General features: G+C 68.0%; 17 protein-coding genes. 5 read left to right on the top strand and 12 right to left on the bottom strand.

The features are described from left to right. Positions 1–13 precede the first annotated feature (13 nt). Positions 14–1,237, top strand: coding sequence for a multifunctional CCA addition/repair protein (locus tag SOM39_RS07690; RefSeq protein ID WP_320457970.1), 1,224 nt, complete (start codon positions 14–16; stop codon positions 1,235–1,237). A gap of 2 nt (positions 1,238–1,239) precedes the next feature. Here SOM39_RS07690 and SOM39_RS07685 read toward each other — a convergent pair whose 3' ends face one another. Genes SOM39_RS07685 through SOM39_RS07670 form a run of 4 tightly spaced genes read right to left on the bottom strand, consistent with a single transcriptional unit; the run spans position 1,240 to position 7,043 of the window. Further along, on the bottom strand, positions 1,240–2,688 hold the full coding sequence (locus tag SOM39_RS07685; protein ID WP_320457969.1) for a 2-dehydro-3-deoxy-6-phosphogalactonate aldolase: 1,449 nt from the start codon (positions 2,686–2,688) through the stop codon (positions 1,240–1,242). Then, the gene (locus SOM39_RS07680; protein ID WP_320457968.1) at positions 2,685–3,605 is read right to left on the bottom strand and encodes a 2-dehydro-3-deoxygalactonokinase; all 921 of its coding nucleotides are present in this window, start codon (positions 3,603–3,605) and stop codon (positions 2,685–2,687) included. Before SOM39_RS07680 ends, SOM39_RS07685 begins: the two co-directional genes overlap by 4 nt. Then, a complete protein-coding gene (locus tag SOM39_RS07675) occupies positions 3,602–4,339 on the bottom strand; it encodes an SDR family NAD(P)-dependent oxidoreductase (protein ID WP_095362949.1) in 738 nt (245 codons plus the stop codon). Before SOM39_RS07675 ends, SOM39_RS07680 begins: the two co-directional genes overlap by 4 nt. A gap of 31 nt (positions 4,340–4,370) precedes the next feature. Then, on the bottom strand, positions 4,371–7,043 hold the full coding sequence (locus SOM39_RS07670) for a TonB-dependent receptor (RefSeq protein ID WP_176472590.1): 2,673 nt from the start codon (positions 7,041–7,043) through the stop codon (positions 4,371–4,373). 245 nt (positions 7,044–7,288) lie between these two features. Between SOM39_RS07670 and SOM39_RS07665 the strand changes: the two genes are divergently transcribed. Together SOM39_RS07665 and SOM39_RS07660 are read left to right on the top strand one after the other, a co-directional pair. After that, positions 7,289–8,221 carry a dihydrodipicolinate synthase family protein gene (locus SOM39_RS07665; protein WP_210131065.1) on the top strand — a complete coding sequence of 311 codons (933 nt, stop codon included), beginning with the start codon at positions 7,289–7,291 and terminating at the stop codon, positions 8,219–8,221. Further along, positions 8,218–9,387 (top strand): mandelate racemase/muconate lactonizing enzyme family protein, encoded by a 1,170-nt coding sequence (locus SOM39_RS07660; protein WP_320457967.1) that lies wholly within the window; start codon positions 8,218–8,220, stop codon positions 9,385–9,387. The genes SOM39_RS07665 and SOM39_RS07660 overlap by 4 nt, the downstream gene beginning before the upstream one ends. Positions 9,388–9,559: 172 nt before the next feature. Here SOM39_RS07660 and SOM39_RS07655 read toward each other — a convergent pair whose 3' ends face one another. From SOM39_RS07655 to SOM39_RS07620, 8 genes are all read right to left on the bottom strand, one after another. Continuing rightward, entirely contained in the window at positions 9,560–10,876 is a 1,317-nt protein-coding gene (locus tag SOM39_RS07655) for an MFS transporter (RefSeq protein WP_320457966.1), read from the bottom strand. Positions 10,877–10,973: 97 nt separating this feature from the next. Further along, positions 10,974–11,693 carry an IclR family transcriptional regulator gene (locus SOM39_RS07650; protein WP_095362954.1) on the bottom strand — a complete coding sequence of 240 codons (720 nt, stop codon included), beginning with the start codon at positions 11,691–11,693 and terminating at the stop codon, positions 10,974–10,976. A 69-nt stretch (positions 11,694–11,762) separates the two neighbouring features. After that, positions 11,763–14,744: an autotransporter domain-containing protein gene (locus SOM39_RS07645; protein ID WP_320457965.1), complete on the bottom strand. Its 2,982-nt coding sequence runs from the start codon at positions 14,742–14,744 to the stop codon at positions 11,763–11,765. 152 nt (positions 14,745–14,896) lie between these two features. Beyond that, positions 14,897–15,964 carry an acyltransferase family protein gene (locus SOM39_RS07640; protein WP_320457964.1) on the bottom strand — a complete coding sequence of 356 codons (1,068 nt, stop codon included), beginning with the start codon at positions 15,962–15,964 and terminating at the stop codon, positions 14,897–14,899. Further along, the gene (nagA, locus tag SOM39_RS07635) at positions 15,961–17,109 is read right to left on the bottom strand and encodes an N-acetylglucosamine-6-phosphate deacetylase (protein ID WP_320457963.1); all 1,149 of its coding nucleotides are present in this window, start codon (positions 17,107–17,109) and stop codon (positions 15,961–15,963) included. The genes SOM39_RS07640 and nagA overlap by 4 nt, the downstream gene beginning before the upstream one ends. Beyond that, entirely contained in the window at positions 17,109–18,137 is a 1,029-nt protein-coding gene (locus tag SOM39_RS07630) for an SIS domain-containing protein (protein WP_320457962.1), read from the bottom strand. Before SOM39_RS07630 ends, nagA begins: the two co-directional genes overlap by 1 nt. 7 nt (positions 18,138–18,144) lie before the next feature. Further along, complete coding sequence (locus tag SOM39_RS07625) at positions 18,145–19,212, bottom strand: LacI family DNA-binding transcriptional regulator (RefSeq protein ID WP_068854805.1); 1,068 nt, start codon at positions 19,210–19,212, stop codon at positions 18,145–18,147. A gap of 42 nt (positions 19,213–19,254) precedes the next feature. Further along, positions 19,255–20,547 carry a sugar MFS transporter gene (locus SOM39_RS07620; RefSeq protein ID WP_068854025.1) on the bottom strand — a complete coding sequence of 431 codons (1,293 nt, stop codon included), beginning with the start codon at positions 20,545–20,547 and terminating at the stop codon, positions 19,255–19,257. A gap of 414 nt (positions 20,548–20,961) precedes the next feature. Here SOM39_RS07620 and SOM39_RS07615 point away from each other — a divergent pair, with 414 nt between their 5' ends. Both SOM39_RS07615 and SOM39_RS07610 read left to right on the top strand, forming a co-directional pair. Beyond that, the gene (locus tag SOM39_RS07615) at positions 20,962–21,933 is read left to right on the top strand and encodes a glucokinase family protein (RefSeq protein WP_320458071.1); all 972 of its coding nucleotides are present in this window, start codon (positions 20,962–20,964) and stop codon (positions 21,931–21,933) included. Between the two features lie 62 nt (positions 21,934–21,995). Next, positions 21,996–24,659, top strand: a complete 2,664-nt coding sequence (locus SOM39_RS07610) for a TonB-dependent receptor (RefSeq protein WP_320457961.1) — start codon at positions 21,996–21,998, stop codon at positions 24,657–24,659. The last annotated feature ends 99 nt before the right edge of the window (positions 24,660–24,758 follow it).

Raw genomic sequence — 24,758 nt, 5'->3', positions numbered from 1 at the left:
GCATGATTCCCCCATGAAGATCTATCTCGTTGGCGGCGCGGTTCGCGACCGCCTGCTCGACCGACCGCCTGGCGACCGCGACTGGGTCGTCGTGGGCGCTACCCAGCCAGAAATGGAAGCGCTGGGGTACAAGGCCGTGGGCAAGGATTTCCCGGTATTCCTGCACCCGGATACGGGCGAGGAATACGCGCTGGCGCGGACCGAGCGCAAGTCCGGGCGCGGCTACCGGGGCTTCGTCGTCGATGCCGATCCCTCGGTGACGCTGGAAGAAGACCTGCTGCGGCGGGACTTCACCATCAACGCCATTGCCCGCGATGAGGCCAGCGGCGAGCTGGTGGACCCGTACCGCGGTGTGCGCGACATTGAACAGCGCGTGCTGCGGCATGTGGGCCCCGCCTTCGTGGAAGATCCACTGCGGGTGCTGCGCGCGGCGCGTTTCATGGCGCGCTTTGCACCGCTGGGCTTTACGGTGGCGCCGGAAACGATGCAGCTGATGCGGCAGATCGCCGACAGCGGCGAGCTGGATGCGCTGGTGCCCGAACGGGTCTGGCAGGAACTGCGCCGCGTGCTCGGTTCGGCGCAACCGTCGGCCTTCCTGCGCACGCTGCACGATGCCAATGCGCTGGGGGCGGTGTTGCCCGAACTGGAAGCGCTGTACGGAGTGCCGCAGCGTGCCGAGTACCACCCGGAGGTGGATACGGGCGTGCACCAGGAAATGGTCAGCGATATCGCCGCGCAGCTGGCGCCGGGTGATGACCTGGCGGGATTCGCCGCGCTTACCCACGATCTGGGCAAGGCACTGACTCCGCAAGCGGAATGGCCGCGCCATGTGATGCATGAGCAGCGCGGGCTGGAACCGCTGCGTGCGCTGTGTGATCGCTTGAAGGTTCCGCTGGATCACCGCCAGCTGGCCGAGGCGGTGTGCCGCGACCATCTCAACGTCCACCGCATCGACGAATTGCGCGATGGCACGGTGCTTGACCTGCTGGGCCGTTGTGATGGGTTCCGGCGGCCGGAACGGATCGCCCGGATCGCGGTGTGCTGCGAGGCGGATGCGCGTGGCCGCCTCGGCTTCGAGGATCGGCCGTACCCGCAGGGTGAAACACTCAAGCGGCTGCACCAAGCGGCACTGTCAGTACAGGCCCGCGATCTGGATCTAGCGCACCTGAAAGGCCCGGCGGTAGGCGAAGCCCTGGCCCAGGCGCGCATCAAAGCAATTGCCGCAGCCCGTCGTTGATCCTACGGATGCACCACGAACAGGCCGCCTGCTCCGGGTGAGCGGGCGAGGTCTGCGTCGGACAGGCGCGCCCGCGCGGTGGTGATGAAGAGGCGTCCGTCGTCGCCGAATGCCAGGCTGCCCACGTGCGCGGCCGGTACCGGGATCGAGCGCAGGACCGCGCCGTTGGGTGCGAGTTCCACTACCGCATGCCCGCCCCACATCGCCACCCATAGATGACCATCGGGCCCCATCGTCATGCCGTCGGGTTTGCCGGGCACGCCGAGGAAGTCGGTCACCACGCGCGGTTCGCCCAGGGTGCCGGCGTGGATATCGGCCGCATAGGCCAGCAGCGTGCGCGCCAGCGTATCAATCACGAACAGCGTGCTTTCGTCTGCGGAGAAGGCCATGCCGTTGGCCACGCCCAGCCCCTCCGCCACGCGATGCGCGGGCAACTCGACACTGCCTGCATGGAACAGCGCGCCCCGGCCGGACAACAGGCCGCGATGCATGGAACCGCCCCACAGCCCGCCCAGGCTGTCCACCACCATATCGTTGAGCCGGCACCCCGCACCAACATCGATCTCCGGGCCGGCGGTGATGCTTCCGTCCGCCACCAGCCGCAGGAAGTGCGTCTCTCCATTGCCGACCAGCCCGGACCCCACCTGCCCCAACGCCCATACCGGTTCGGTCAACGCCACGCGCGTGCACGCCGCTCCATCCCACCGCAGCAGGCACGGCACGGTCGGGTCGACCCAGCACAAGGTGCCGCCCGCATCGAAGAGGGGCGACTCGCCCACCATCGCCTGCGCGGCATGCACCAGCGTGGCCACCGGTGCGGCGGGCGCCTGCAAGGCCTGGATCCAAGCCGCAGCGCGCTGGCCAACGTCATCGGCGGCGCGGCCAGGACGGTACAGATCGGTGCCGACGCCGAAGGCGCGAACGCCTGCTTCGCGGTATGCACCGATGTCGCCCACGCTTGCGCCACCCACGGCGATCAGGCTCACGCCGGCCGGCAGCACCGCCGACAGCGCCGATAACTGTGGTCGCGCGCCATGGGCCGGGAACGCCTTGAGATGGCGGGCACCAGCGGCGATGGCGGCGAACGCTTCGGTCGCGGTGACGAACCCCGGCAAGGGGATCATGCCCTTGGCCACCGCAGCAGTGATCACCGCCGGATCGGTATTGGGCGACACGCAGAATACGCAGCCGGTGGCAGCGAGCTGCTCGACGGCATCGGTGCTTACCACCGTGCCGGCACCGATCAGCATGCGCCCTTCAAAATGCGCAACCAGCGCGGCGATGGTGGTGAACGGGTCCGGCGAATTGAGCGGCACCTCCGCCAATCGCACGCCAGCGGCATACAGCGCCTCCACCACGGCAATCGCGTCGTCGCCGGTCAGCCCGCGCAGGATCGCGATCAGGCCGGTCCCGGTCAGTGCACGGTCGAACGCCGCATCATGCGCACTCATGCCACCGCTCCCGCTGCCTGGTGCAATGCCAGGAACCCGCGCGTTGAGGCCTGCTGCGAGGCAATCGCACTGCCGGAGCCCCCCAGCTCCTGCAGTGCGCGCGCATACAGCGCGCACACCGGCGCGGCGCCGATCAGCGGCACCTCGTTCAATGCGTCTGGCCAATAACGGCGGACATCGGCAAGCTCCGCGCCGATCAGCAGGCCGCGCAGGTAGGAAGCTCCCTCGCGCCGGGCGAGGTCGCTGCGGATCACCCGCGCCCGCGCGCCGAACAGCAGGGTGGCCAATCCTGCACCGCCCTGCGCGGTCCGCACGCCGTCGATGAACGCCTCGCCGTCTTCGGCCGGACCGTCAACAACCGACGCCAGCAATCCGGCTGCGGTGAGCCGGTCGAAGATCTCGCCCGACATCGCGGTCATGAACTCCACCACCACACCCTGTTCCAGCCGCACCCATTTGCTGTGGGTGCCGGGCAAGGCCACCAGTCCAGTGGCGGGAATCGTGCCGAGCGCGACCATCCCCAGCAGCTCGGTTTCCTCCCCGCGCATGATGTCCGGCGCGCCGTCGCCGCGCCGGCAGGCCAGCCCCGGAACGATGGCCACCCCATGCGTACCGATCCGCACCTCATGCAGGTGCCCGGCGATGGCGTGCGGGGATGCCGGGCATTCCACGTATCCCGCATCACTCCAGCCGATGTTCGAGCCGATCATGCCGCTGGCATAGATCCGCGAGGCATGCGGCCACGCGGTTGCCACGTCCTCCAGCAGCGCCTGCATCTGCGACCGCTCCAGCCCGGCAATGCCGCGCGGCTGTTCGATCGTCGCGCTGACCGTGCCGTCGGCGTCGATCCGGTAAGCGCGGAAGTTGGTGCTGCCCCAGTTGATGCCGATGATGTAGTTCGTGTCCTGCCCCCTCATCGCCGGGTCACCCCTGCACCACCATCCAGCGCAAACACCGAACCGGTAATCCAGCCACTGCGCGGCGAGGCCAGGAACAGGGCGAGCTCGGCAGCGTCTGCAGGCGTACCCAGGCGTCCCAGCGGATGTCGTTGCTCGTTGCTGCGCCGTGCGGCGGCGGGGTCGGCTGCGCGCGCGAACGAGGCCTGCAGCATCGGCGTATCCACCGATGCCGGTGCGATGGTGTTGACCCGGATGTTGTCCGGGGCCAACTCCAGCGCGGCGGTGCGCGCCATTTCCTCCAGCGCGGCCTTGGACGCGGCATAGGCCGCCAGCCCCGGCGTGGCGAAACGCGCGTTGATCGACGACACCAGCACGATGCTGCCACCGCGTCCGCGCATGTCCGGCACCAGCTCGCGCATCACCCGCAGCGCACCGAGCACGTTGACCGAGTACACGTCCAGCCAAAGGTCGTCGGTGCTGTCGAGCGTACTGCCCGGCGGACAGATGCCGGCGCAATGCACCAGCGCATCAAATGGCCCCAGCGCAGCGCGCAGGTCGGCAATGGCAGCACTGACCGCGTCCGGCGAGCGCAGGTCGGCCACCGCCGTGGCATCGGCCCCGCTCGATACGCCCTGGTCCAGCGCCGCCACCCGGGCGCCATCGGCGCGCAGCCGCATCACCACCGCCGCGCCGATCCCGCTGGCCGCACCGGTCACCAGCACCGTGCGCCCCTGCATTCCCGCCTCGCTCATGCCCTGCCCTTCCTTTCCAGAGGAACCATGCTCAGAACCGGTAGGTCAGGCTGGCCTTGTAGGACCGGCCGAACACCACGTTGGTACGCAGGCCTTCGGCATAACCGTCGAAGGTGCGCTGTTCGCTGTCGAGCAGGTTGTTGCCTTCCAGCTTCAGCGACAGGCGCTCGCTGAAATCGTAGCTCATCGATGCCGACAGGTCCTTGTAGGTATCGTTGTAGATGCCCGTGGACGCTGCCGACAGGCCCACCAGGTATTCGTCACGCCAGTTGTAGGCCAGGCGGATGCCGAACGGGCCGTTCTCGTAGTAACCGATCAGGTTGGCGTTGTTCTTGGACAGGCCCGGGAACGTCATGGCGTTGCCGTTGATGTCGGTGATCGGGGTTTCCGAGTCGATCCAGGTGTAGGTGGCCACCACGCCGAAGCCATCGAACATGCCGCTGAAGGGCACCTGCGCCAACAGCTCCGCGCCCTTCACCTTGGCCTTGTCGCCGTTGATCTTGCGCAGCACCAGGAAGTTGACGTTGCTGTAGGTTTCCGCGCTCTGGCGCTGCACGATGAAGGTGGACACGTCCTTGTAGAACAGGCCGGCCGAGAGCAGGCCCTGGCCGCCGTAGTACCACTCCAGCGACAGGTCGTACTGGGTGGCCTTGAACGGATCCAGGTCCGGTGCGCCGCCGCTGCCGGTGCCCGGCGAGGTCTGCACCCCGTTGGCATCGAACACGGCGTTGTTGTTGAGGGTCACGCCGTTGTTGAGGTCTTCGGTATTGGGGAAGGCCACCACCTTGGCCGCGCCGCCGCGCAGCACCAGGCTGTCGCTGATCTGCAGCTTGGCCACCGCCGAGGGCAACACCTCGCGGTCGTCACGCTCGAAGCTGGACGGGGTCAGCGCACCGGTGCCGCTGATCAGGTTGCCGCGCGAGGTCAGGTCACGACCCACGAAGCGCAGGCCGACGTTGCCGCCCAGCGCCATGCCGCCCACCTCGGTGTCCCAGTTGAGCTTGGCGTAGGCCTCGAGGAAGTCTTCATCCACGCTGAAGGTGGCCGAATAGGCCAGCGCGGTGTTGGCTGGATCCAGGCACTGCGGGTTCTGCGAGATCTGCGGCAGCGTGGTGAAGCTGCCGCAGCCGCCGAAGGTGCCGCGGAACGCCCCCAGGTAATCGCGCGGCAGGCCGGCGAATTCGCCCGGCAGGAAGTCGCTGTTGCTGTACACGCGGATGTAGGGATCCATCTGCGTCACCGGAATGCCGCCGGCCGGGCGGATGTCGGCGCGGCGGGGGTCCTGCAGGCTTTCCAGCCGGCTGAAGCGCGCGCCAACGTCCAGCGAACGCAGCGGGCCGTTGTCGAAGGCCAGGCTCCAGTCGGTGCGCAGCGCGCGCGAGTCGGTCTGTGCGCGCCAGTCGTTGTCGAACAGGATGGTCATGCGCCACTGCGCCGGATCGACCACGTTGACGCCGCTGACGTTGAAGCTGCCGAAGCTGCCGCTGCGCAGGTCGAAGTCGGTGACCGAGGTCAGCCCGGCCATCGGCGCCAGCCGCATGTAGCGCTGGTTGTAGCTGGCGGTGGAACGGCCCCAGTCCAGTTCGGCCGAACCGGTTACGCGTTCGCCGACCTGGAAGCTGGCACGCAGCGCGCTGGACAGGGTGTCCGAATCGATGTCGGCCACTTCGGTGTTGAGCAGCACGGTGCCGGTGGATCGGCCGGCCAGCAGGATGTCGTGGTCGGAGTAGACCGCGTTGCTCAGGCCGGCGGAGGGATTGAAGGCGATCCAGTAGCGGTCGCGCTCGGCCTTCTGCCGGGAATAGAAGGTATCCCAGGACAGCTCCACGCCATCGGCCGGGCGCCACTGCAGTACCGCGCTGAGGCCCACCTTGGTGCGGTCATCGTCGATGTTCTGCGCGCGCATGTCGGTACTGCCGAAGCGCGTGCGGGTGGGATCGGTCGGGTCGTTGAAGCGGGCATACCCGGAGAAGGTGTCCAGGCCCTGCTGCACCACGTTGCGGCGGCCGTACGTGGCTGACAGCAGCGCACCGAAGGTGCGGTCCTCGTTGCGCCGCGAGATCAGCCCGAAGGCGTTGTGGCCCCAGGAATCGGCCATGTCGTCATAGGTGCCGGCCAGGCTGACCACGTTCTGGTCGCTGTCGCCCGACAGCGGCTGCCGGGTGTGGATGTCGACGATGCCGCCAAGCCCACCGGAAATCTGGTCGGCGCCGGCGAGCTTGGTCACTTCCAGCCGCGAGATCAGCTCGGAGGGCACCAGTGAGAGCAGGCCGTAGGTGGAGGTGGCCAGCTGGTCCAGGCCGTTGCCGCCGCGCCCGGTGGCATCGACGATCTGGCGGCCGTTGTACAGCAGCACGTTCTCTTTCAGGCCGCGCACCAGGATGTCGCTGCCCTCGCCCATGCCGCGCTCGAGCTGCACGCCGGCCACCCGGCCCAGCGATTCGGCGACGTTGGTGTCGGGCAGCTTGCCGATGTCATCGGCCACGATCGCATCGACGATCTGCGGCGAATCGCGTTTGAGGTCGCGCGAGGCTTCGAGGCTGCCGCGGATGCCGACGACGCTCACGGCGTCGAGTGTCTGCGCCTGCTGGTTGCCGGCGGTGGTGGTGGTGGCAGGCGGAGCATCCTGTGCGGCGGCCAGCATCGGCGCCAGCAGGCAGGTGCCCAAGGCGGTGAACAAGGTGGAACGTCGAAAACGAAGCATGTATCGGCCCTCTCCCAAGGTAGGGATCCCGCTGCAGGCCCCCGACCTGCCCAGCTGGATCCAGCGCTTTTTCGTCGTTGCTGCTGCGCTGCGACTTGGCAGCGTGTAGCTAATATAGCAATATGATTTGGCCGCGCACGCTGCAATGCAGCGAAGAATCAAGACCCGTCTGTAGCGTCTGCGGCCACTTCCCTTCCATAGTGTTGCTATCCATGGCACACGCATTTCAACAAGGACCCGGCGCAATGGCCGTTCTGCAAGGTGTCTTCCCGATCCTTCCCAGCATCTTCGACGCGCACGGCGCGCTCGATGAGGCCGGGACCGAAGCCGTGTTCGAGTACATCCTGGCCGCCGGCGCGGCCGGGGTGGTGTTTCCGGGCCTGGCCAGCGAATACGACATGCTCACGCTGGATGAGCGCCTGCACCTGACGGCCTGCATCGGCCGCTGGAACCGCGGCCGCGTGCCGTTCATCGTCGGCGCCAGCGCGCGCACGCTGGAGGACGCGGTGCGGCTGGCCCAGGCCGGCGGCCAGGCCGGGGCGAGCGCGGCGATGGTGCTGACCCCGCACGCGCTGGCCGGTGATGCCGAGGGCATGGCTGCGTTCTTCAGCCGCTTGGCCAGCGAGTCGGGCGTGGCGGTCATGCTGCAGAACGCTCCGGCGCCGATGGGCGTTGGGCTGGGCGTGGAAGAGGTCGTGGCGCTGACCGCGCGCGTCCCGGCCATTGAATATGTCAAGGAAGAAACGATGCCTTCGGGGCACCGCATCACCGCGCTGTCCGAGCGCGCCGGCAGCAGCGTGCGCGCGGTGTTCGGCGGTGCCGGCGCCCGCTACGTGCTGGACGAACTCACGCGCGGGGCGGTCGGCACGATGCCGGCCTGCGAAATCACCGAGGTGCATGTGGCGATGCTGGCAGCCTGGGCGACGGGCGACCAGGAGCGTGCACGCACACTGTTCGAGCGCACCCTGCCGCTGCTGAGCATGCAGGCGGTGTTCCGCTGGCGGCTCACCAAGGCCATCCTGCTGCGCCGCGGCCTGATCGGCAGCGACCATGCGCGCGCGCCCGGTCCGGCGCTGGACCGGTTCGATGCGCGCGAACTGGATATCCTGCTGGATCGCATCAGCGACCTGCTGCCGTTGGATACCGTCCCCGGGCAGGCACGGAGAAGCCACGCGTGAGCCAGGTCACACAGGTTGAAACGTTCATCCTCACCGTTCCGCGCACCACGCCCTACCTGGGGCCGCTGGGGCCGGGCGAACGGGTCAACGCGCGCGGCTACCTGGTGCGCAAAGGCAACGGCACGCTCTACCCCACCGTGGACCGCTCGGTGCTGGTGCGCGTCACCACCGCCGATGGTGCGGTGGGCTGGGGCGAAACCTATGGCATCTGCGCACCGCGCGCGACCTGCGAGATCATCAACGACCTGCTTGCGCCGGAACTGATCGGGCGCGAGCCGGAAGACGTGGAGCAGATCTGGGACGACCTGTACGGCCTGATGCGCGTGCGTGGCTGCGGCAGCGGGTTCCACACCGATGCACTGGCGGCGCTGGACATCGCCCTGTGGGACCTGCGCGCGCGTGCGGCCGGACAGCCGCTGTGGGCGCTGCTGGGTGAGCGGCGGCGCGACACCATTGCAGGCTATGTATCGGGATTGCCGGCGGCAACCGTCGCGGAGAAGGTGGCGATGGCGCGCGCGTTTGCGGCGCAGGGCCACGATGCCTTCAAGGTGCATGCCGTGGTCAGCCATGACGGCATCGTCGAAGAAATGCAGGCGCTGCGCAGCGAGCTGGGCGATGCGGTGCACCTGATGGTGGACCTGCACTGGAAGTTCGATCACGCGCAGGCATTAGCGCTGGCAGAGCAACTGCTGCCGGCGCAGCTGACCTTCATCGAAGCACCGCTCAAGCCCGAGGATGTTGCGGGGCTGATCGCGCTGGGTGGCGACAGCCCCATTCCCGTGGCGGCCGGCGAAGAGTGGCCCACCGACCATGTCGCACGGTTGCGATTGGCCGGTGGAACGCTCGCCTATGTGCAGCCAGAGATGGGCCACACCGGGATCACCCAGTTCCTGCGCATCGCACGCTTGGCGGCAGCGCACGGGGTGCAGGTCGCGCCGCACGCCACCATCGGCGGCGGCATCTTCATGGCCGCCAGCGTGCATGCATCAGCGGTCGTCGACGGCCTGTGGCGCCACGAGTGGCAGCACTCGATCTTCTCGCGGTCGGTGGAGATGCTCGACACCGACATGGCGTATGAGCGCGAGGGTTACACGCTGCCCTCTGGTCACGGCCTGGGTGCACAGCCCAATGCGCGTTTCTGGGAACACGCAGAATTCGTGCCTTGAGCGCGGGGCTGGATAATCTCCGGCCCCACGCGGTCGCATCCCAATCGACCGCCGATGGATTCCGCAACGTCCGATCCTGGCATGACCTCCGTCGAAGGCGGCTTCGGCCGGGGTCATGCGTTCGTCGCGCCGATGGACAGTGCCGGCAGTCGTTCGGGAACCGACCCTACCCTCAGGCCGCCGCCACCGCCTCGGCGTCCGGGCCAACCAGCGTCATCCTGGAGCGCTTCGCTTTCCGCAACGCGGTCCAGGCCAGTAGTACCGCGATCGGGTGCAGGAACGCCATCAGCACGAATGCGCGGTCGAAGTTGCCGTCGGCGACCAGGTGGCCCACCACCTGGGCCGAGACCATGCCGCCGAGTGCACTGCCGCAGCCCACCAGCCCCGCCACCGAGGCGATGTAGCGCGACGGGAACAGGTCCACCGTCATCGCGGTGAGGTTGATCTGGTAGGTCAGGTGCGCGAACGTCACCACGCACGCCAGCGCGAGCAGCAGCGGAATCGGCGGATGCAGCGCCACCAGCATGCCAACCGGCGCCAGGCACGCTGCACCGATCATGGTGGCCAGGCGGGCCCGCACCGGGCTCATGCCGCGCTTGACCAGCCGCCCTGAAATCAGGCCACCGCCCACGCTGCCGATATCCGCAGCAACGTAGACGATCCACGCCAGCGAGGCGATCGCGGCCAGACTCATGCCGCGCGCATCGCCCAGGTATTTGGGGAACCAGAACAGGTAGAAGTACCAGACCGGATCGGCCACCGCGCGCGAGGCGACCAGCGCCCACACCGTGCGGTCGCGCGCCAGCCGGCCCCAGACCCCTTTCATCGACGCCGCCGGTGCGGGTGCCGCGGGCGTGTCCAGCGCCGGCGTGGCGACCGCCTCGGCCGTTGCGGCCGCAGTCACCGCCGTGGCTGCCTGTTGCGCCGGACGCGGGTAGACCAGGTACCACGCAATCATCCACAGCAGCCCGGCCACGCCGGTGATCCAGAACGCGCTGCGCCAGCCGTAGGTCAATGCAATGCCACCGATCAACGGTGGCGCCAGCGTCGCGCCGATCATCGCGCCGGCGGTGTACAGGCCGAGCGCCAGGCCACGCTGCGGCGCCGGAAACTGCTCGGACACCACCTTGGTGCCCACGGTGTAGTTGCCCGGCTCACCCAGCCCCAGCGCGAAACGCGCCGCGCCCAGCTCGAACGCGCTGCGCACGAAGCCGGTGGCGATGTTGGCCAACGACCACCAGCCCACGAACAGCAGCAGCGCCACGCGCGCACCCAGCCAGTCGGTAACCCGCCCGGCCATCACGTAGGCCGCTGCGTAGGCGAACAGGAACACCTGCACCACACGGGCATATTCCAGGTCGCTCATGCCCAGGTCGGCCTGGATGGTGGTCGCCAGGATCGACAGCGCCTGCCGGTCCAGGTAATTGATCACCGTGGAAAAGAACAGCAGGGCCAGCAGCACCCACTTGGTGTTCCTGCCGCCGGTCACGCGCCCGCACGCTTGGACATCGCCGATGCCTCCCCTTCGGAAGGCTGCAACGTATTGCTATTGTAGCAACATGTCAAACCGCACTGCGGCAAAGCCCTCAGCCGATCTCGGCGGCCGCCGCGCGCAGTGCCGCCACCAGTTCTTCGGTGGCCGATTCAGGGATCCAGCCGGACATCGCGATGCCGGCATGCACCGGATCGCCCATCGCGATGGCTACAATGTGGTGGTCGCGTTCGTCGGCCACGTGCACGCGTGCATGCCCCTGCAGCCTTGTCCGTTCCAGCGTGGCCAGCAGCTGATCGATGCCCTCCGGGAACATCGGGATGGGGCGGTCGGCGTACAGCTCGCGCACCTCGTCGTCCGACAGCTGGGCCAGCAGCGCGATGCCGATGCCGCTGGTGGTCGCGGGCAGCAGGCCGATGCGGCCCAGGCCCCGCGCCGCCTCGATTCCCGGGGGCGCATGGAACAGGTAGCTGACGCTGTCGTTCCACAGCACGCCCAGCGCCACGGTATGACCAAAACGGCGCAGGTGCTCGAGCACGGGCAGCGCGCGGCGGATCAACCCGGAGGCGAACAGGCTCTGCGCGGCCAGCACGTGCATGCCCGGGCCGGCGGTGTATTTGCGGTCGGCGGTCTGCCGCGCAATGCCCAGGTAGGCCAGCGTCTTGAGCAGGCGGTTGACCCGGGTCGGGTTGGCATCCAGCTGCCGGGCCAGTTCGCGGCAGCCCACCGGCTCGGGCGAGGACGCCAGCGCCTGAAGGGTCGCAATCCCGTCGATCAGGCTCTGGTTGGGCTGGGCATTGGGCTTGGTTCGCATCGGCAAAGCGTACTTTGCCGCTACCGGTAATGCCACCAATAGCAACACCGGCAGCGGGCCTGCCTTCCGCTAGAAGTCGAAACGCAGCCCGATGTTGCCCTCGATCACCTTGCGCTCCTTCTGCTGGCTGCTTTCCAGGTCGCGGGTGTAGTCGGCGACTGCGAACGCGCTGACGTTGGCGTTGAAGCGCGCCACCACGCCGAACCCGACCTCCAGCGCACGTGAATCCTGCTGGTTGATGATGCGGTTGGTATCGAAGTCGATGCGGTCTTCCCCATCGAGCGTCTGCCAGTAGTTGAGCTTGAAGTACGGTTGCCAGCCGTTGCCGGCGATCTCGTAGTCCGCGGCCAGACGTACGCCGGCGCGCCCGGTCCAGGCGTTGTCGGCGTTGAAGCGAAGCCGCGCGATGCGGTCGGCGGCATCGTCCACCGAGGTGCGCTGCCAGATCACCTGCAGTTGCGGCTCCAGCCACCAGGCCGACTGGCCGAAGCGCAGCAAAGGCTTGCCCACTTCCACCGATGCGGTGGTGCCATCGCCGTCCACGTCGATGCCGATGCCGCGTGCGGAGGTCGCCTCGCCGTCGTAGCGGCTCTGCATCACCACCACGTCGAGGTAGCCGCCGGCGCTGCCGGCACGTGTCCAGTACAGGCCCACGTGCTTGTCGTCCAGGCGGGTGCGCCCCACCGCGACATTTTCCCAGCCGATCGCAAAGCCGTTGACGTTGCCCTGCGCGCGGGTACGGCCGACGAACACGCCGAACTGGTCGCGGTGCGCATCGCCTGCGTTCGCATAGAGGTCCAGACCCGCCTGCACGCCCTGGATGTCGCCATCGAATCCGGGCTGGGCATCGCCCTCCCAGTACTGCTCGTGGCTCTGCCCGACCAGGCGCGCCCATGCGGCCCGCACGCCGCCCTGTCCGGCGAGGATGCGCTGCTCACCCTGGCGCTCGTGGAAGGTACCCAGGCTGGCCAGGCTGGTTTCGCGCAGCAGGGGCGGCACCACCGAGTAAAGACCGGTTTCCAGCCGGTACAACGGCACGATGGCCTCTTCCGATGGGCGCGCGTCAGGCGTGGGCGGCTCCGCCAACGGCCCGGGAACGGCGGCCACTTCGGTCGGCACCGGCGGCGGCACGTCGTCCTGCGGCGGCGCGGCTGGAGGTGGTGGGGCCGGCTCCGGCGGCGGCGCGGGCTCGGCGGCCACCGGGTCCGGGTTTTCGGGGACGTCCGGTGAGGGGGGCGGCGGCAGCGCAGGCGGCGGCGTCCCCAACGCCTCCGGCGGCGGTGGCTCAGGTGTCACCGAGCCCAGACCGATGGGCGGTGGGGCCGGCGCGGCGACCACACCGTTGACTACGGTCGAACGCAGATACCAGTTCTCGCTGCTCCCTGCGCTGACGCCACCCTTGAACAGGAAATACTCGTACGCACCGGCGGCAACCGGTGCATACAGCGCGAACGCGCCCGGGCTGGTGCTGGCACCGTTGATCGCCTGCACCACAAGGATGCCGTCGGCTACGGTTTCGGCACCGGCACCGCCCGCGTTGAGGATGCCCACCCCCGTGGTCCCGCTGGCCACGCCATTGGAGATCACCAGCCGGTCCGATGCGGCATCGTCGGCACCCAGCACGGTGTCCAGGTACAGCGCACCGCCATTGCCGGTGTAATTGCCGGCGATGGTGAACGCATCGCCGGCGCCGCCACCGCCGTTGGTCAGGTCGATGCGGCCCGCATTGGTGACGTTGACCGGCAGTGCTGCGTTGAAGGCGACAATGCTGGCGTTGACGCCCCCGCCGAACAGCGTGCTGGTCGCGTCCACGTCGAGCGCGCCGGTACCGCTTCCGGTATCGCCCAGGCGCAGGTCGCCGTCGAAGGTCAGCTGGCTGTCATTGGCCAGCGCCATCGATTCCCAACCGGTGAAGCGGGCCACGCCATCGGTCTTGACGTTGTCCATGCTGAGCGTGTCAGTACCCAGGCCGCCGTCGAAGCCCGGCAGCGCGCCAAGGTAGGAGACGTTGAGGTCGGCCAGCGTGGCGGTGTCGTTGCCTTCCCCGAAATCGACCAGGCCGTGCACCACCCCACCACCGCGCCAGTCGAAGCGGTCGTCGCCGAAGCTGAGGCGGATCTCGCCGCGCACGGTGCCGCCGGTGATGGTGACCGAATCGTTGCCGCCGCTGACGCTGATGTTGCCGCCGATGTAGCCATCGGAGAGCACGATCGTGTCGTTGCCGAAGCCGGTAACCAGGTTGCCGTCGATGGTGCCACCGGACATCAGGAAGGTGTTGTCTTCCAGCTTCATGTTGACCCGGCCGATGCGGCCGCCGGTCATTTCGCCGTAATCGCCATCATCGAACGCGCCGACGATGCGCCCGTCGGTCATGCGGAAGCGGTCAAGGCCATCGCCCTGCAGCAGCGCGCCGATGCTGCCGCCGGTCATCAGGAACGTATCGATGCCCGAGCCCTGCTGCACGGTGCCGGACACGGTGCCGCCCGAGACCTCCAGGCTGTCCGCGTCGGCGCCCTGGTCGATGCTGCCGACGGTGCCGCCACTGAGGGTGATGGCATCGTTGCCCGCGCCCTGCAGGACGCTGCTGCTGATGCTGCCGCCAAGCATGTCCAGGCGGTCGGCGCCGGCGCCAAAGATGATGCCGGCGGTGCTGCCGCTGATGACGCCGCGGTTCACCACCGTGGTCGCCGCGTTGGTGAGGATTCCCACGCCACTGGCGCTGGCGATGCTGCCACTGTTGTCGATGCGGTGACCGCTGCCGCCGTCCAGCGCGATCGCAGCACCACTGGCGATGCCGAGCTGGGCGCCGGCCTGCACGTTGACGGTGACATTGCTCGAGCCCGGCACGCTGGCAATGGGCGTGGTCTGCGGACTCGGTGCCGCTGCCGTGCAGGTAACGGTCTGTCCGGTCGTAGGTGAGGTGCTGTCGCACCCGGCCCAGGCCGGCGCGGTCGTGGTAGCGAGGAGGAGGCCGCCGCAGGCCACGCGCAGGCTGCGCGCGATGCCTGCCGCCAGACGGGAACGTGGCGGAGTCGCATTCATGGGACGCATTGACCGTTCCTTTTCCAATGAAGGGAATTACGGTTTGCCGATGCGTCCCCCGTAACCTTACGCAGGCCGGCGAAGGTACTTTTACTGTCCGGATGTGAGGCGGAGGTAAAATTTGGGCGGTTTCTGGATATTCACGGAAACGGTCCGCGCATTCATATTTTCAGGTACACCCCGCGGCGGTCCAGCGCCCACGCGACGACCCACCAGAACAGCACGAACCCCACGGCGCACAGCAGCGACGCCAACGCGGGCATGCCCGGCAGCGCGCGGGCCAGCGCCGCGTAATACGCGGCCCATGCGCCGCTGGCGATCAGCACCAGCGCCATCACAGACGAACCCAGGTAGGCCGCGATCGCGTTGACCCCGAATCGGCGGCCCAGTGCCGGCCAGTGCCAGCGGTCGACCAGCAGGTGGGCCAGCAGCAGCGCGACGATCGACAGGCCGCCGGTCCACAGCACGTAGCTGGGCGTCCACAGGTTCTTGTTGAAGGGCAGCACCGGCGCCAGCAGCAGGCCGCCGCCGAGCAGCACCAGCCCCAGGCCGCCCAGCGCTCCCACGTTGCCGGCTCGCAGCCAGCGGCCGGCGATCAGGCCCAGCAGCGTGGTGGCGAGAGCGCCGGCCGTGCTGAGCAGGCCTTCAGGGTCGTGGCCCAGCCGGGTCACGGCCTCGTATTTGTAGAGGAACGGGGCAAACAGGGCGGTGTCCACCCGGCTGACCGGGTTCAACCAGGGCGCCAGCGTATCGGCGCCCAGCAGCAACGCCGCGTAGCCCAGCAGCAGGCCGGCCAGCACGGCCCACTGCGTGCGCGCGCGGGTGTGGACCGCCAGCAGGCCGACCACCGCCACGCACACGGCAATGCGCTGCAGCACGCCCCACAGCCGGTACGCCGGCAGCTCGAACAGCCACCATGCCAGCACGTGCAGCAGCGCACCGGCAAGCAGGATGCGCAGCGCACGCTGCAGCAGCGTGCGGGCCAGCGCCGGCCGCAACGTGGGATCAGCCGCGCGCGGTGCGAGGCTGTAGGCCAGCGACACCCCGGCAATGAACAGGAACAGCGGGAAAATCAGGTCCGTGGGGGTAAAGCCGTGCCAGTCCGCATGCAGCAGCGGTGCGTACACATGGCTCCAGTCGCCGGGGTTGTTGACCAGCAGCATCGCAGCCACGGTCAGCCCGCGCAGGGCATCGATCGAGCCCATGCGCGAAGAGGAAGGCGTGCTCATGCGTCCTCGCGCTCGCCGGCGATCCAGGTCGCACGCACCTGCAGCGCGTCGTCGAGCAGCACCAGGTCGGCCTGGTAGCCCTCGGCGATCTCGCCGAGGCGATCATCCACGTTGAGGAACTGCGCCGGGTAGCGCGATGCCATCCGCGCGGCCTCCTCCAGCGACAGGCCCAGCAGGTTCACTGCATTGCGCACGGCGGTGGCCATGTCCAGCGCCGAACCAGCCAGCGAACCGGCGGCATTGCGCACCACGCCATCCACGGCGGTGATCACTTCGCCATAGAGTTCATAGCTGGGGCTGTCGGCACCCACCGGCGGCATCGCATCGGTGACCAGCATGACCTTGCCCTGTGGCTTGGTTGCCAGCGCCACGCGCAGGCTGGCCGGGTGTACGTGCACGCCGTCGGCGATGATGCCCACCCAGCTGCCGCGATCTTCCAGTGCCGCACCGACCGCGCCGGGCTCACGCCCGGTCAGTGGCGACATCGCGTTGTACAGGTGGGTAAAGCCGCGGATGCCCGCCTCCAGCCCCGCGCGTGCTTCCTCATATGTTGCAGCGGTGTGCCCGGCGGCGACGATCACCCCGCGTTCGACCAGCGCGCGGATGCTGTCCAGCGGCACCCGTTCCGGGGCCAGGGTCAGCAGGGTCACGCCGTTCTCGAGCGAGGCCGCCATCGCGATCTCATCGGCATCGGGCACGCGGAACTTGTTCGCATCATGGGTGCCCTTGCGGGCCGGCGCGATGTACGGGCCTTCCAGGTGGATGCCGATCACCCCGGGCACGCCATCGGCAATCGCCTGGCGGGTCGCGTCGATCGCCTTGCGCATCACCTGCACGTCGTCGCTGATCAGCGTCGGCAGCAGCGCGGTGGTGCCGAAACGACGATGTGCGGCGGCCAGCGTGCGCAGGCTGTCCACGTCGGGCGTGTTGTTGAACAGCACGCCACCACCGCCGTTGACCTGCGCGTCGATGAACCCGGGCAGCAACCAGCCACCCCCCAGATCCACCTGCTCGGCCGCACTGCCCAGCTGCGGGGCGGCGTCGGACACCAACGCGGTGATGCGGCCGGCCTCGATCACCAGCGCGAGATCATCCCGGAAGCCGTCAGCGGTAAGGATGCGGGCATTGCGCAGGACGGTCTTCATCAGACGGTCTCCGTGACCTTGTTCAGGTGCGGCGGCAGGTCCGGGTTGTGACCGCGGCGCAGCGCCAATGCGTTGATGGCCTTGTAGAACGCCTGCACGGTGAGCAGCGGCGCGCAGGCCGGGTGCGGTGCCTGCGGCAGCGGCAGGTCGCCATCCGGGGCAGCCAGCCACACCTGCGCGTCGCGCGCGGCGAACTCGGCGGCCACCGCGCGGGTGCCTGCGCCGGTTTCATCGGGCTGGGCGAAGGCCAGCACCGGGAAGCCCGGGCCCACCAGCGCCATCGGCCCGTGCTTGACCTCGGCCGAGCTGTAGGCTTCGGCGTGCAGGCCGCAGGTTTCCTTGAATTTCAGCGCTGCCTCCTGGGCCGCGCCCAGGCCCAGGCCACGGCCGACCACGAACAGGTTGTGCGCCGGCACCAGGCCGTCGGTCAGGGCGGACCAGTCGCTGCTCCAGGCCTGGCGCAGTGCGTCGGGCAACGTGCGCAGCGAGGCGATCAGCCCGGCATCCTGGCTCCAGTACGCCACCAGCTGCAGGATCGCCGACAGCGAGGCGAGGTAGCTCTTGGTGGCTGCCACGCTGCGTTCGGCGCCCGCGCCCAGTGGAATCACGGTTTCGGCCAGCTGCGCCAGCGGCGAATCTTCCACGTTGACCAGTGCCACCACGCGCGCACCGGCCGCGCGCGCGGCCTCGGCGTTGCGCAGCAGGTCCGGGCTCTTGCCCGACTGTGAAATGACGATGTACAGCGCGCCGCGCAGCTGCAGCGGGGATTCGTACACCGACCCCACCGACGGCGAGGCCGAGGCCGTCACCAGGCCCAGCTTGGTTTCCAGCAGGTACTTGGCGTACGTGGCGGCATGGTCGGAACTGCCGCGTGCGCAGGTCACCACGAACGGCGGCGGCGCCGCGCGCAGGGTCGCGGCCAGCGTCTGCACCGTCGCTTCGTTGCGCGCGAACTGCGCGGCGATCACGTCGGCCGCTTCGGCGGCTTCGCGGAACATCAGGGTGTCGTGCGGGGCTGGCAGGGACATGCGGGACTCAGGTGGTTTCAGGGGTGGGGGGCCGCGTGCCGACCGGCCGCATCGGCGCGGTCGAACCGCGCACGACCAGCTGCGGTACGAAGCCCTGGTTCTGCAGCTGCAGCGGCGCATCGTCATACGCATCGCTGCGCAGCTGCGCGATCAGCAGGCGCGCGGCATGCCGCGCGATGTCTTCGGTGGCCTGCTTGGCGGTGGTCAGCGGCGGCCACGACTGGCGCGAGAACGGGCTGTCCTCGAAGCCGGCGATGGACAGGTCGTAGGGCACGTTCATGCCAGCCGACTTGGCTGCGGCGAGCACGCCGGCAGCGATTTCATCGTTGGAACCGAAGATCGCGGTGGGCGGCTCGCGCAGCGCCAGCAGGCGGCGCGCGCCACGGAAACCGTCGTCGAAGGTGTAGTCGCCCTGCACCACCAGGTGCTTGTCCACGGTCATGCCGTAGTCGCGCAGCGCGGCTTCGTAACCGGCATGGCGTTCGCCGCTGGAACGGTGCGAGGAGCCACCCCAGAGGAACCCAATGCGCTGGTGGCCGAGCTGGATGAGGTGTTCGGTGATTTCGTAGGCGGCCTCGCGGTCGTCCACGAACACGCACGCGCCATCCTGCGGATCGGCGGTGGCGGCGATGATGCGGACCAGCTTGATGCCCCGCGCGGTCAGCGCGGCGACCAGGTCGCGGCGTTCGGACATCGGCGCGGTCAGCACCAGCCCGGCCAGGCGCGAACGCTGCACCCAGTCGGCTAGCTCTTCGGCCAGCATCGGCGAACTGGAATCGCACGGGTGGATCTGCAGCCCGAAGCCGGTCTCGCGGCACGCAGCCAGCACGCCGTTCTGCACACCGATGATGTGGTACGGGTTGGGGTTGTCGTAGACCAGCCCGATCACCAGCGTGGTGCCGGTGCGCAGGTTGCGTGCGGCGGGATCGGGCTCGTAATCGAGTTCGGCGATGGCGCGCAGCACGCGCGCGCGCGTGGCCTGCATGACCGACGGTTCGTTGTTGATGACCCGCGAAACGGTCTTCAACGACACCTTGGCCCGTTCGGCGACATCCTTGATGGTCGCTCTACGCATGCTCTTTTCCTGGCTCACCGGTTGGGCGTCCATGATCGCCGATCACTGCCCGTCGCGGGGCAGCCCGACCCGGTGGCCGCGCAGGGAGTAGAACAGGATGTACAGGTAGCACGGCACCATCAGGCCCGCGAACACCCACTGGAAGTCGAAATGCTGCTTCAGCACGGCGAACGCCTGCGGGATGATCGCGCCACCGGCGATGGCCATCACCAGCAGCGCCGAGCCGGTTTCGGTGAAGCGGCCCAGGCCCCGGATCGCCAGCGGGAAGATCGCCGGCCACATCATGGCGTTGGCAAAGCCCAGCGCGGCCACGAAGCCGACCGACACATAGCCATGGGTGAACAGCGCACCGATGCAGAACAGCACGCCCAGGCTGGCCGAGATGCTCAGGTAACGCTGCTGCGAGACCAGGTGCGGAATCAGCGCCAGGCCGGCCAGGTAGCCCACCAGCATGGCGAACAGGGTGATGGAGGTGAACAGCTTGGTCTGGTCCAGCGGCAGGCCGAACCCGTGCCCGTAGGTGCCGATGGCATCACCGGCCATCACTTCCACGCCCACGTACACGAACAGGCACAGCACGCCCAGCCACAGGTGCGGGAACTGGAAGATGCTGCTGCGTTCGGCCAGGCCGGGCGCGCGCGCCGGGGTGGCGTTGGCTTCGGCGGTCTTGATTTCCGGCAGCGGCGAGAACAGCACGCCCACCGCGAGCACCACCAGCAGGCCGGCCATGGCCATGTACGGCATCTGGATCTTGGCCGCGAAGGTATCCAGCAGCGCGTTGCGGGTCACCGGGTCGGCGCTGGCCACCTGCTCGGAGAGGTCGCCGATGCCGTGCAGCACCAGGGTGCCGATCAGGAACGGGGCGATCATGCCGGCGATCTTGTTGCAGATGCCCATCAGCGCGATGCGGCGCGCGGCGGTTTCGATCGGGCCCAGGATGCTGATGTACGGGTTCACCGCCGTCTGCAGCAGGGCCAGGCCGCTGCCGATGATGAACAGGCCGCTGAGCGCACCGGGATACCAGCGCTGCTGCGCGAAGTGCGCGAACACCACCGCACCGGCGGCCATCACCAGCAGGCTCAGGCTCAGGCCCTTCTTCATGCCGGTGCGCTTGAGGATCCACGAGGCCGGCAGCGCCAGGAAGAAGTAGGACAGGTAGAACACCATCAGCACCAGGAAGGCGCCGACCTCGTCCAGTTCAAAGGCCAGTTTGACGAAGGTGATCAGCGGGCCATTGAGCCAGGTGAAGAAGCCGATCAGGAAGAACAGCACCCCGATGATGAGGATCGAAGTGGCCACGCTCGAACGCGCGGTAGCAGCAGGCACGGCAGACATCTGGAGGGCTCCTGCATCGACGGCACGCGGGCGGCGTCGGAAGAGTGGCTGGGAACAACGTTGTCACATTTATTCGATGGGCCACCCGGCTTTGTCAACAATTGGTTTCCGCGCAGATCGGGGAAAACCGCATGCTGCAGCTGCACAGAAACCCCGCAACGCCCCGCTGCGCCTTCACACAGCCCCTGATTGCAACGGCTTTACGAAATCTTGACGGGAGTGGACTGAAAACGTTTTCTTGTGACGCAGGTCGCTGCGCCGCAGCATCGAAAGTGTGAGGTTATCGTTGACATCGTTGTCAGAACGATTACAGACTCCGCTCAATCGCCGGGGTCCAGACCTGGCCGTACGTATCCCAAGGGAGCCCGTGTGACCGCAGCCGCCCACGCCGTATCGGCCAACGCCCCCCTCTCGATGCCGCCGTTCCTGGCGGCCGACGTGGGCGGCACGCATGTCCGCGTGGCCCGTGTACAGGCCAGCCCGGACCCGGCCCATCCGGTACAGCTGCTCGAATACCGCAAGTTCCGCAACGCCGACTACGCCGGCCTGAGCGCGATCCTGCAGGCCTTCATCGCCGACGGCGACCGCCCCGCGCACTGCGTGGTGGCCACCGCCGGGTATGCCCGCGAAGACGGCACGGTGATCACCGCCAACGTGCCGTGGCCGCTGTCGGCGCGCCAGATCGAGGCCGACCTCGGCCTGGAAACGGTGTACATCGTCAATGACTTCGAAGCCGTGGCCTACGCCGCCGCGCAGGTCGATGCCAGCGGCGTGCTGCAGCTGACCGGCCCGGCCACCGCCCCGCGCGGTCCGACCCTGGTGGTTGGCCCGGGCACCGGGCTGGGTGCGGCGCTGTGGATCCCGACCGCGCATGGCGCGGTGGTGCTGGCCACCGAAGCCGGCCAGCCGACGCTGGCGGTGAGCACCGAGCTGGAAATGGCGATCGTGCGGCAGATGCAGCGCGACCTCGCCCACGTCTCGGTCGAACATGCGCTGTCCGGCCCGGGCCTGATGAACCTCTACCGCGCCCTGTGCGCGATCGAAGGCCGGCCGGCCGTGCTGGCCACGCCCGATGCGATCACCGCCGCGGCCGTGGGCAACCAGGACGCACTGGCCCGCCAGAGCCTGGACGTGTTCTGCGGCCTGCTCGGCAGCACCATCGGTGACATGGCGCTGCAGTACGGCGCCCACGGTGGCGTGTACCTGGCTGGCGGCATCCTGCCGCAGATCCGCGAATACCTGTTGAACAGCACCTTCGTGTCCCGGTACCTCAACAAGGGTCCGATGCGCGAGGCGCTGGAACGCATACCCGTGAAGGTGGTCGAGCACGGGCAGCTGGGCGTCATCGGCGCCGCCAGCTGGTACCTCGGCCGCACGGACGCTTGATCGCACGCATCGCAAACCGCACGCCGTCGCTGGCGCACCAACGATTGATGAGGAGAGACATCATGAACCACCGCAAGAGCCTGCTTTCGGCAGCCATTTTCAGCTGTATCGCCTTCGGCGCACATGCGCAGGAAGCACAGCCCACCGCCACCGACCTGGACACCGTGGTCGTCACCGGTATCCGCGGTTCGATGGAGAAATCCCTCGACACCAAGCGTGATGCCAATGCGCGCCTGGAAGTGGTCACGGCCGAAGACGTCGGCAAGCTGCCGGCGCACAACGTGGCCGACACCCTGCAGCGCCTGCCCGGCGTGAACATCAGCTCGGCCAGCGCCGACGAAGGCGGCTTCGACGAAGCCGACCGCGTCAGCCTGCGCGGCACCAGCCCCAGCCTCACCCAGACCCTGATCGATGGCCACAGCGTCGGCTCGGCCGACTGGTTCGTGCTCAGCCAGGGCAACAACGTCGGCCGCAGCGTGAGCTACTCGCTGCTGCCGTCGGAACTGGTCAGCTCGGTGGAAGTGAACAAGTCCTCGCAGGCCAAGCTGCAGGACGGCGGCACCACCGGTACCGTCAACATCATCACCCGCAAGCCGCTGCAGTTCTCCAAGCAGCTCAGTGCCGAAGCCTCGCTGGGCGTGGTGCGTTCGGACCAGGCCGATTCCAACGACCCGCAGTTCTCGGGCCTGTTCAACTACAAGAACGCCGACAGCACCTTCGGCGTGATGGTGCAGGGCTTCTACCAGAAGCGCGAGCTGCGCCGCGAAGCGCAGGAAATCCCGGGCGGCTTCTTCAAGATCAAGGCCACCGACCCGGTGGCGGCGACCAACCCGGACCTGGTCGGCGTGAACGTGCCCGGCCTGCTGGGTTCCACCCTGTTCGAGCAGACCCGTGAGCGCAAGGGCGGCCTGGTCACCCTGCAGTGGAAGCCGATCGACGACCTGACCCTCGGTCTGAGCGGCTTCACCTCCGAACTTGAAGCGAACAACTACAACCGCAACTACATGATGTGGGGCGGCAACTTCGCCGCGTCGCAGGCGCCGAACCCGGGCTACACGATCAAGGACGGCGTACTGACCAATGCCACCTACGCAGGTGTGCCGGGCACCAACTACGCCGTGTACGACATGATCTACCGTGAGGCGACGGCCAAGACCAGCTACGTCACCTTCGATGCCGACTGGCAGATCAACGACAACCTGGGCGCCAAGTTCCAGGCCGGCACCACCAAGGGCACCGGCGAGACGCCGCGCCAGTTCATTGCCGAAGTGACCCTGGGCCAGGGCGGCGGCGCCAGCTGGGCCACCCATGGCGCAGGTTCGCCGGTGGATTGGAACGTGGGCGGCGATACCGGCCCGGGCGGCGTCAGCAGCTTCGGCACCTGGGGCAACCAGCAGGTCAAGGCGGAAGACAAGGAAGACTGGGCGTCGCTGGACTTCAACCAGTACTTCGGCGATGGCGGTGCACTGAGCTCGATCGACTTCGGCCTGCGCTTCGCCGACCACGAGCGTGAAGCGCTGTCGCCGGAAGGCGCCAGCCCGGGCGACATCTGGTCGGCCCTGCAGGGCAGCGCCACCGGCCAGTACCCGAGCAACTTCGCCAGCGGCATCGGTGGCACCTTCCCGCGCGACATCTGGTACTACACCCCCGACGCGCTGAAGACCGCCATCCTCAACAACTCCACCTGGCTGTCCAACAACGATGGCCCGACCGGCCGCCACAACTACGGCGCCGAGTGGAAGGTGAAGGAAAAGAACTTCGCCGGCTACGTGCAGGCCAACTTCACCGGTGACTGGTGGAGCGGTAACGTCGGCCTGCGTTACGTGGACATCAAGCAGGACATCGACACCTACCTGGCGGTCAGCGATGCCGCCCGTGCCGACGTGAGCAGCCTGTTCGGCATGTGGCAGCGCCAGGCGTTCCAGAACAAGCACAGCCGCGTGCTGCCGAGCGCCAACATCAAGTTCGACCTGGACGACAACCTGGTGCTGCGCGTAGCCGCGTCGCAGACCCAGACCCTGCCGGACTACTCCGCGCTGGGTGCGTCTGCATGGGGTTCGGACCTGAACAAGACCGGCGGTGGCGGCAACCCGGAACTGAAGCCGACCATCGGCAGCAACCTGGACGCCAACCTGGAGTGGTACTTCATGCCGCGCGGCCTGGTGTCGGTTGGTGCGTACCACATCGACCTGAAGGACTACGTCGCCTTCGACGTGGTCAACCGCCAGCTCTTCAGCGAACTGACCAACCAGCTTGAAACCTACGCGGTCTCCACCCCGATCAATGCCGACGGCAAGGTCACCGGCGTGGAAGTGGCCTACGAACAGCCGATCGGCGAGAACTTCGGCATCAACGCCAACTACACCTACGCCAACGGCAGCTCGGCGCACACCTGGGCCGACGGCAGCCACAACCTGCTGGGCACCTCGAAGAACACCTACAACGTGGGCGCCTTCTTCGAGAATGAAACCTTCGGTGCACGCGTCAGCTACACCCGCCGTTCCTCGTTCCTGATCAGCCTGTCCGGTGCCAACCCGTACTACCAGGATGATTTCGGCACGCTGTCGGCCTCGCTGAGCTACGCACCCACCAAGTGGATGAGCATCACCCTGGATGGCCTGAACCTCAACAACCCGACCTACAAGTACTACCAGAGCGCGTCCATTCCGACCTCGTTCTACTCCAACGGTCGCCAGTACTACCTGAACTTCCGCTTCAAGTACTAATGTGGCATTGGTGTGCCGGCCAACGGCCGGCGCTACCCGGTGGGCCGTTACGGCCCACTGAAAACGGGTCCGGAACCGGGCCCGTTTTTTTTAACCCGC

Origin of the sequence: Stenotrophomonas sp. CFBP8994 (assembly GCF_034044835.1) — a bacterium.
Classification (GTDB): domain Bacteria; phylum Pseudomonadota; class Gammaproteobacteria; order Xanthomonadales; family Xanthomonadaceae; genus Stenotrophomonas; species Stenotrophomonas rhizophila_A.
Note: the sequence above shows the minus strand (reverse complement) of the source record. Positions and strands in the feature narration are given on the sequence as shown.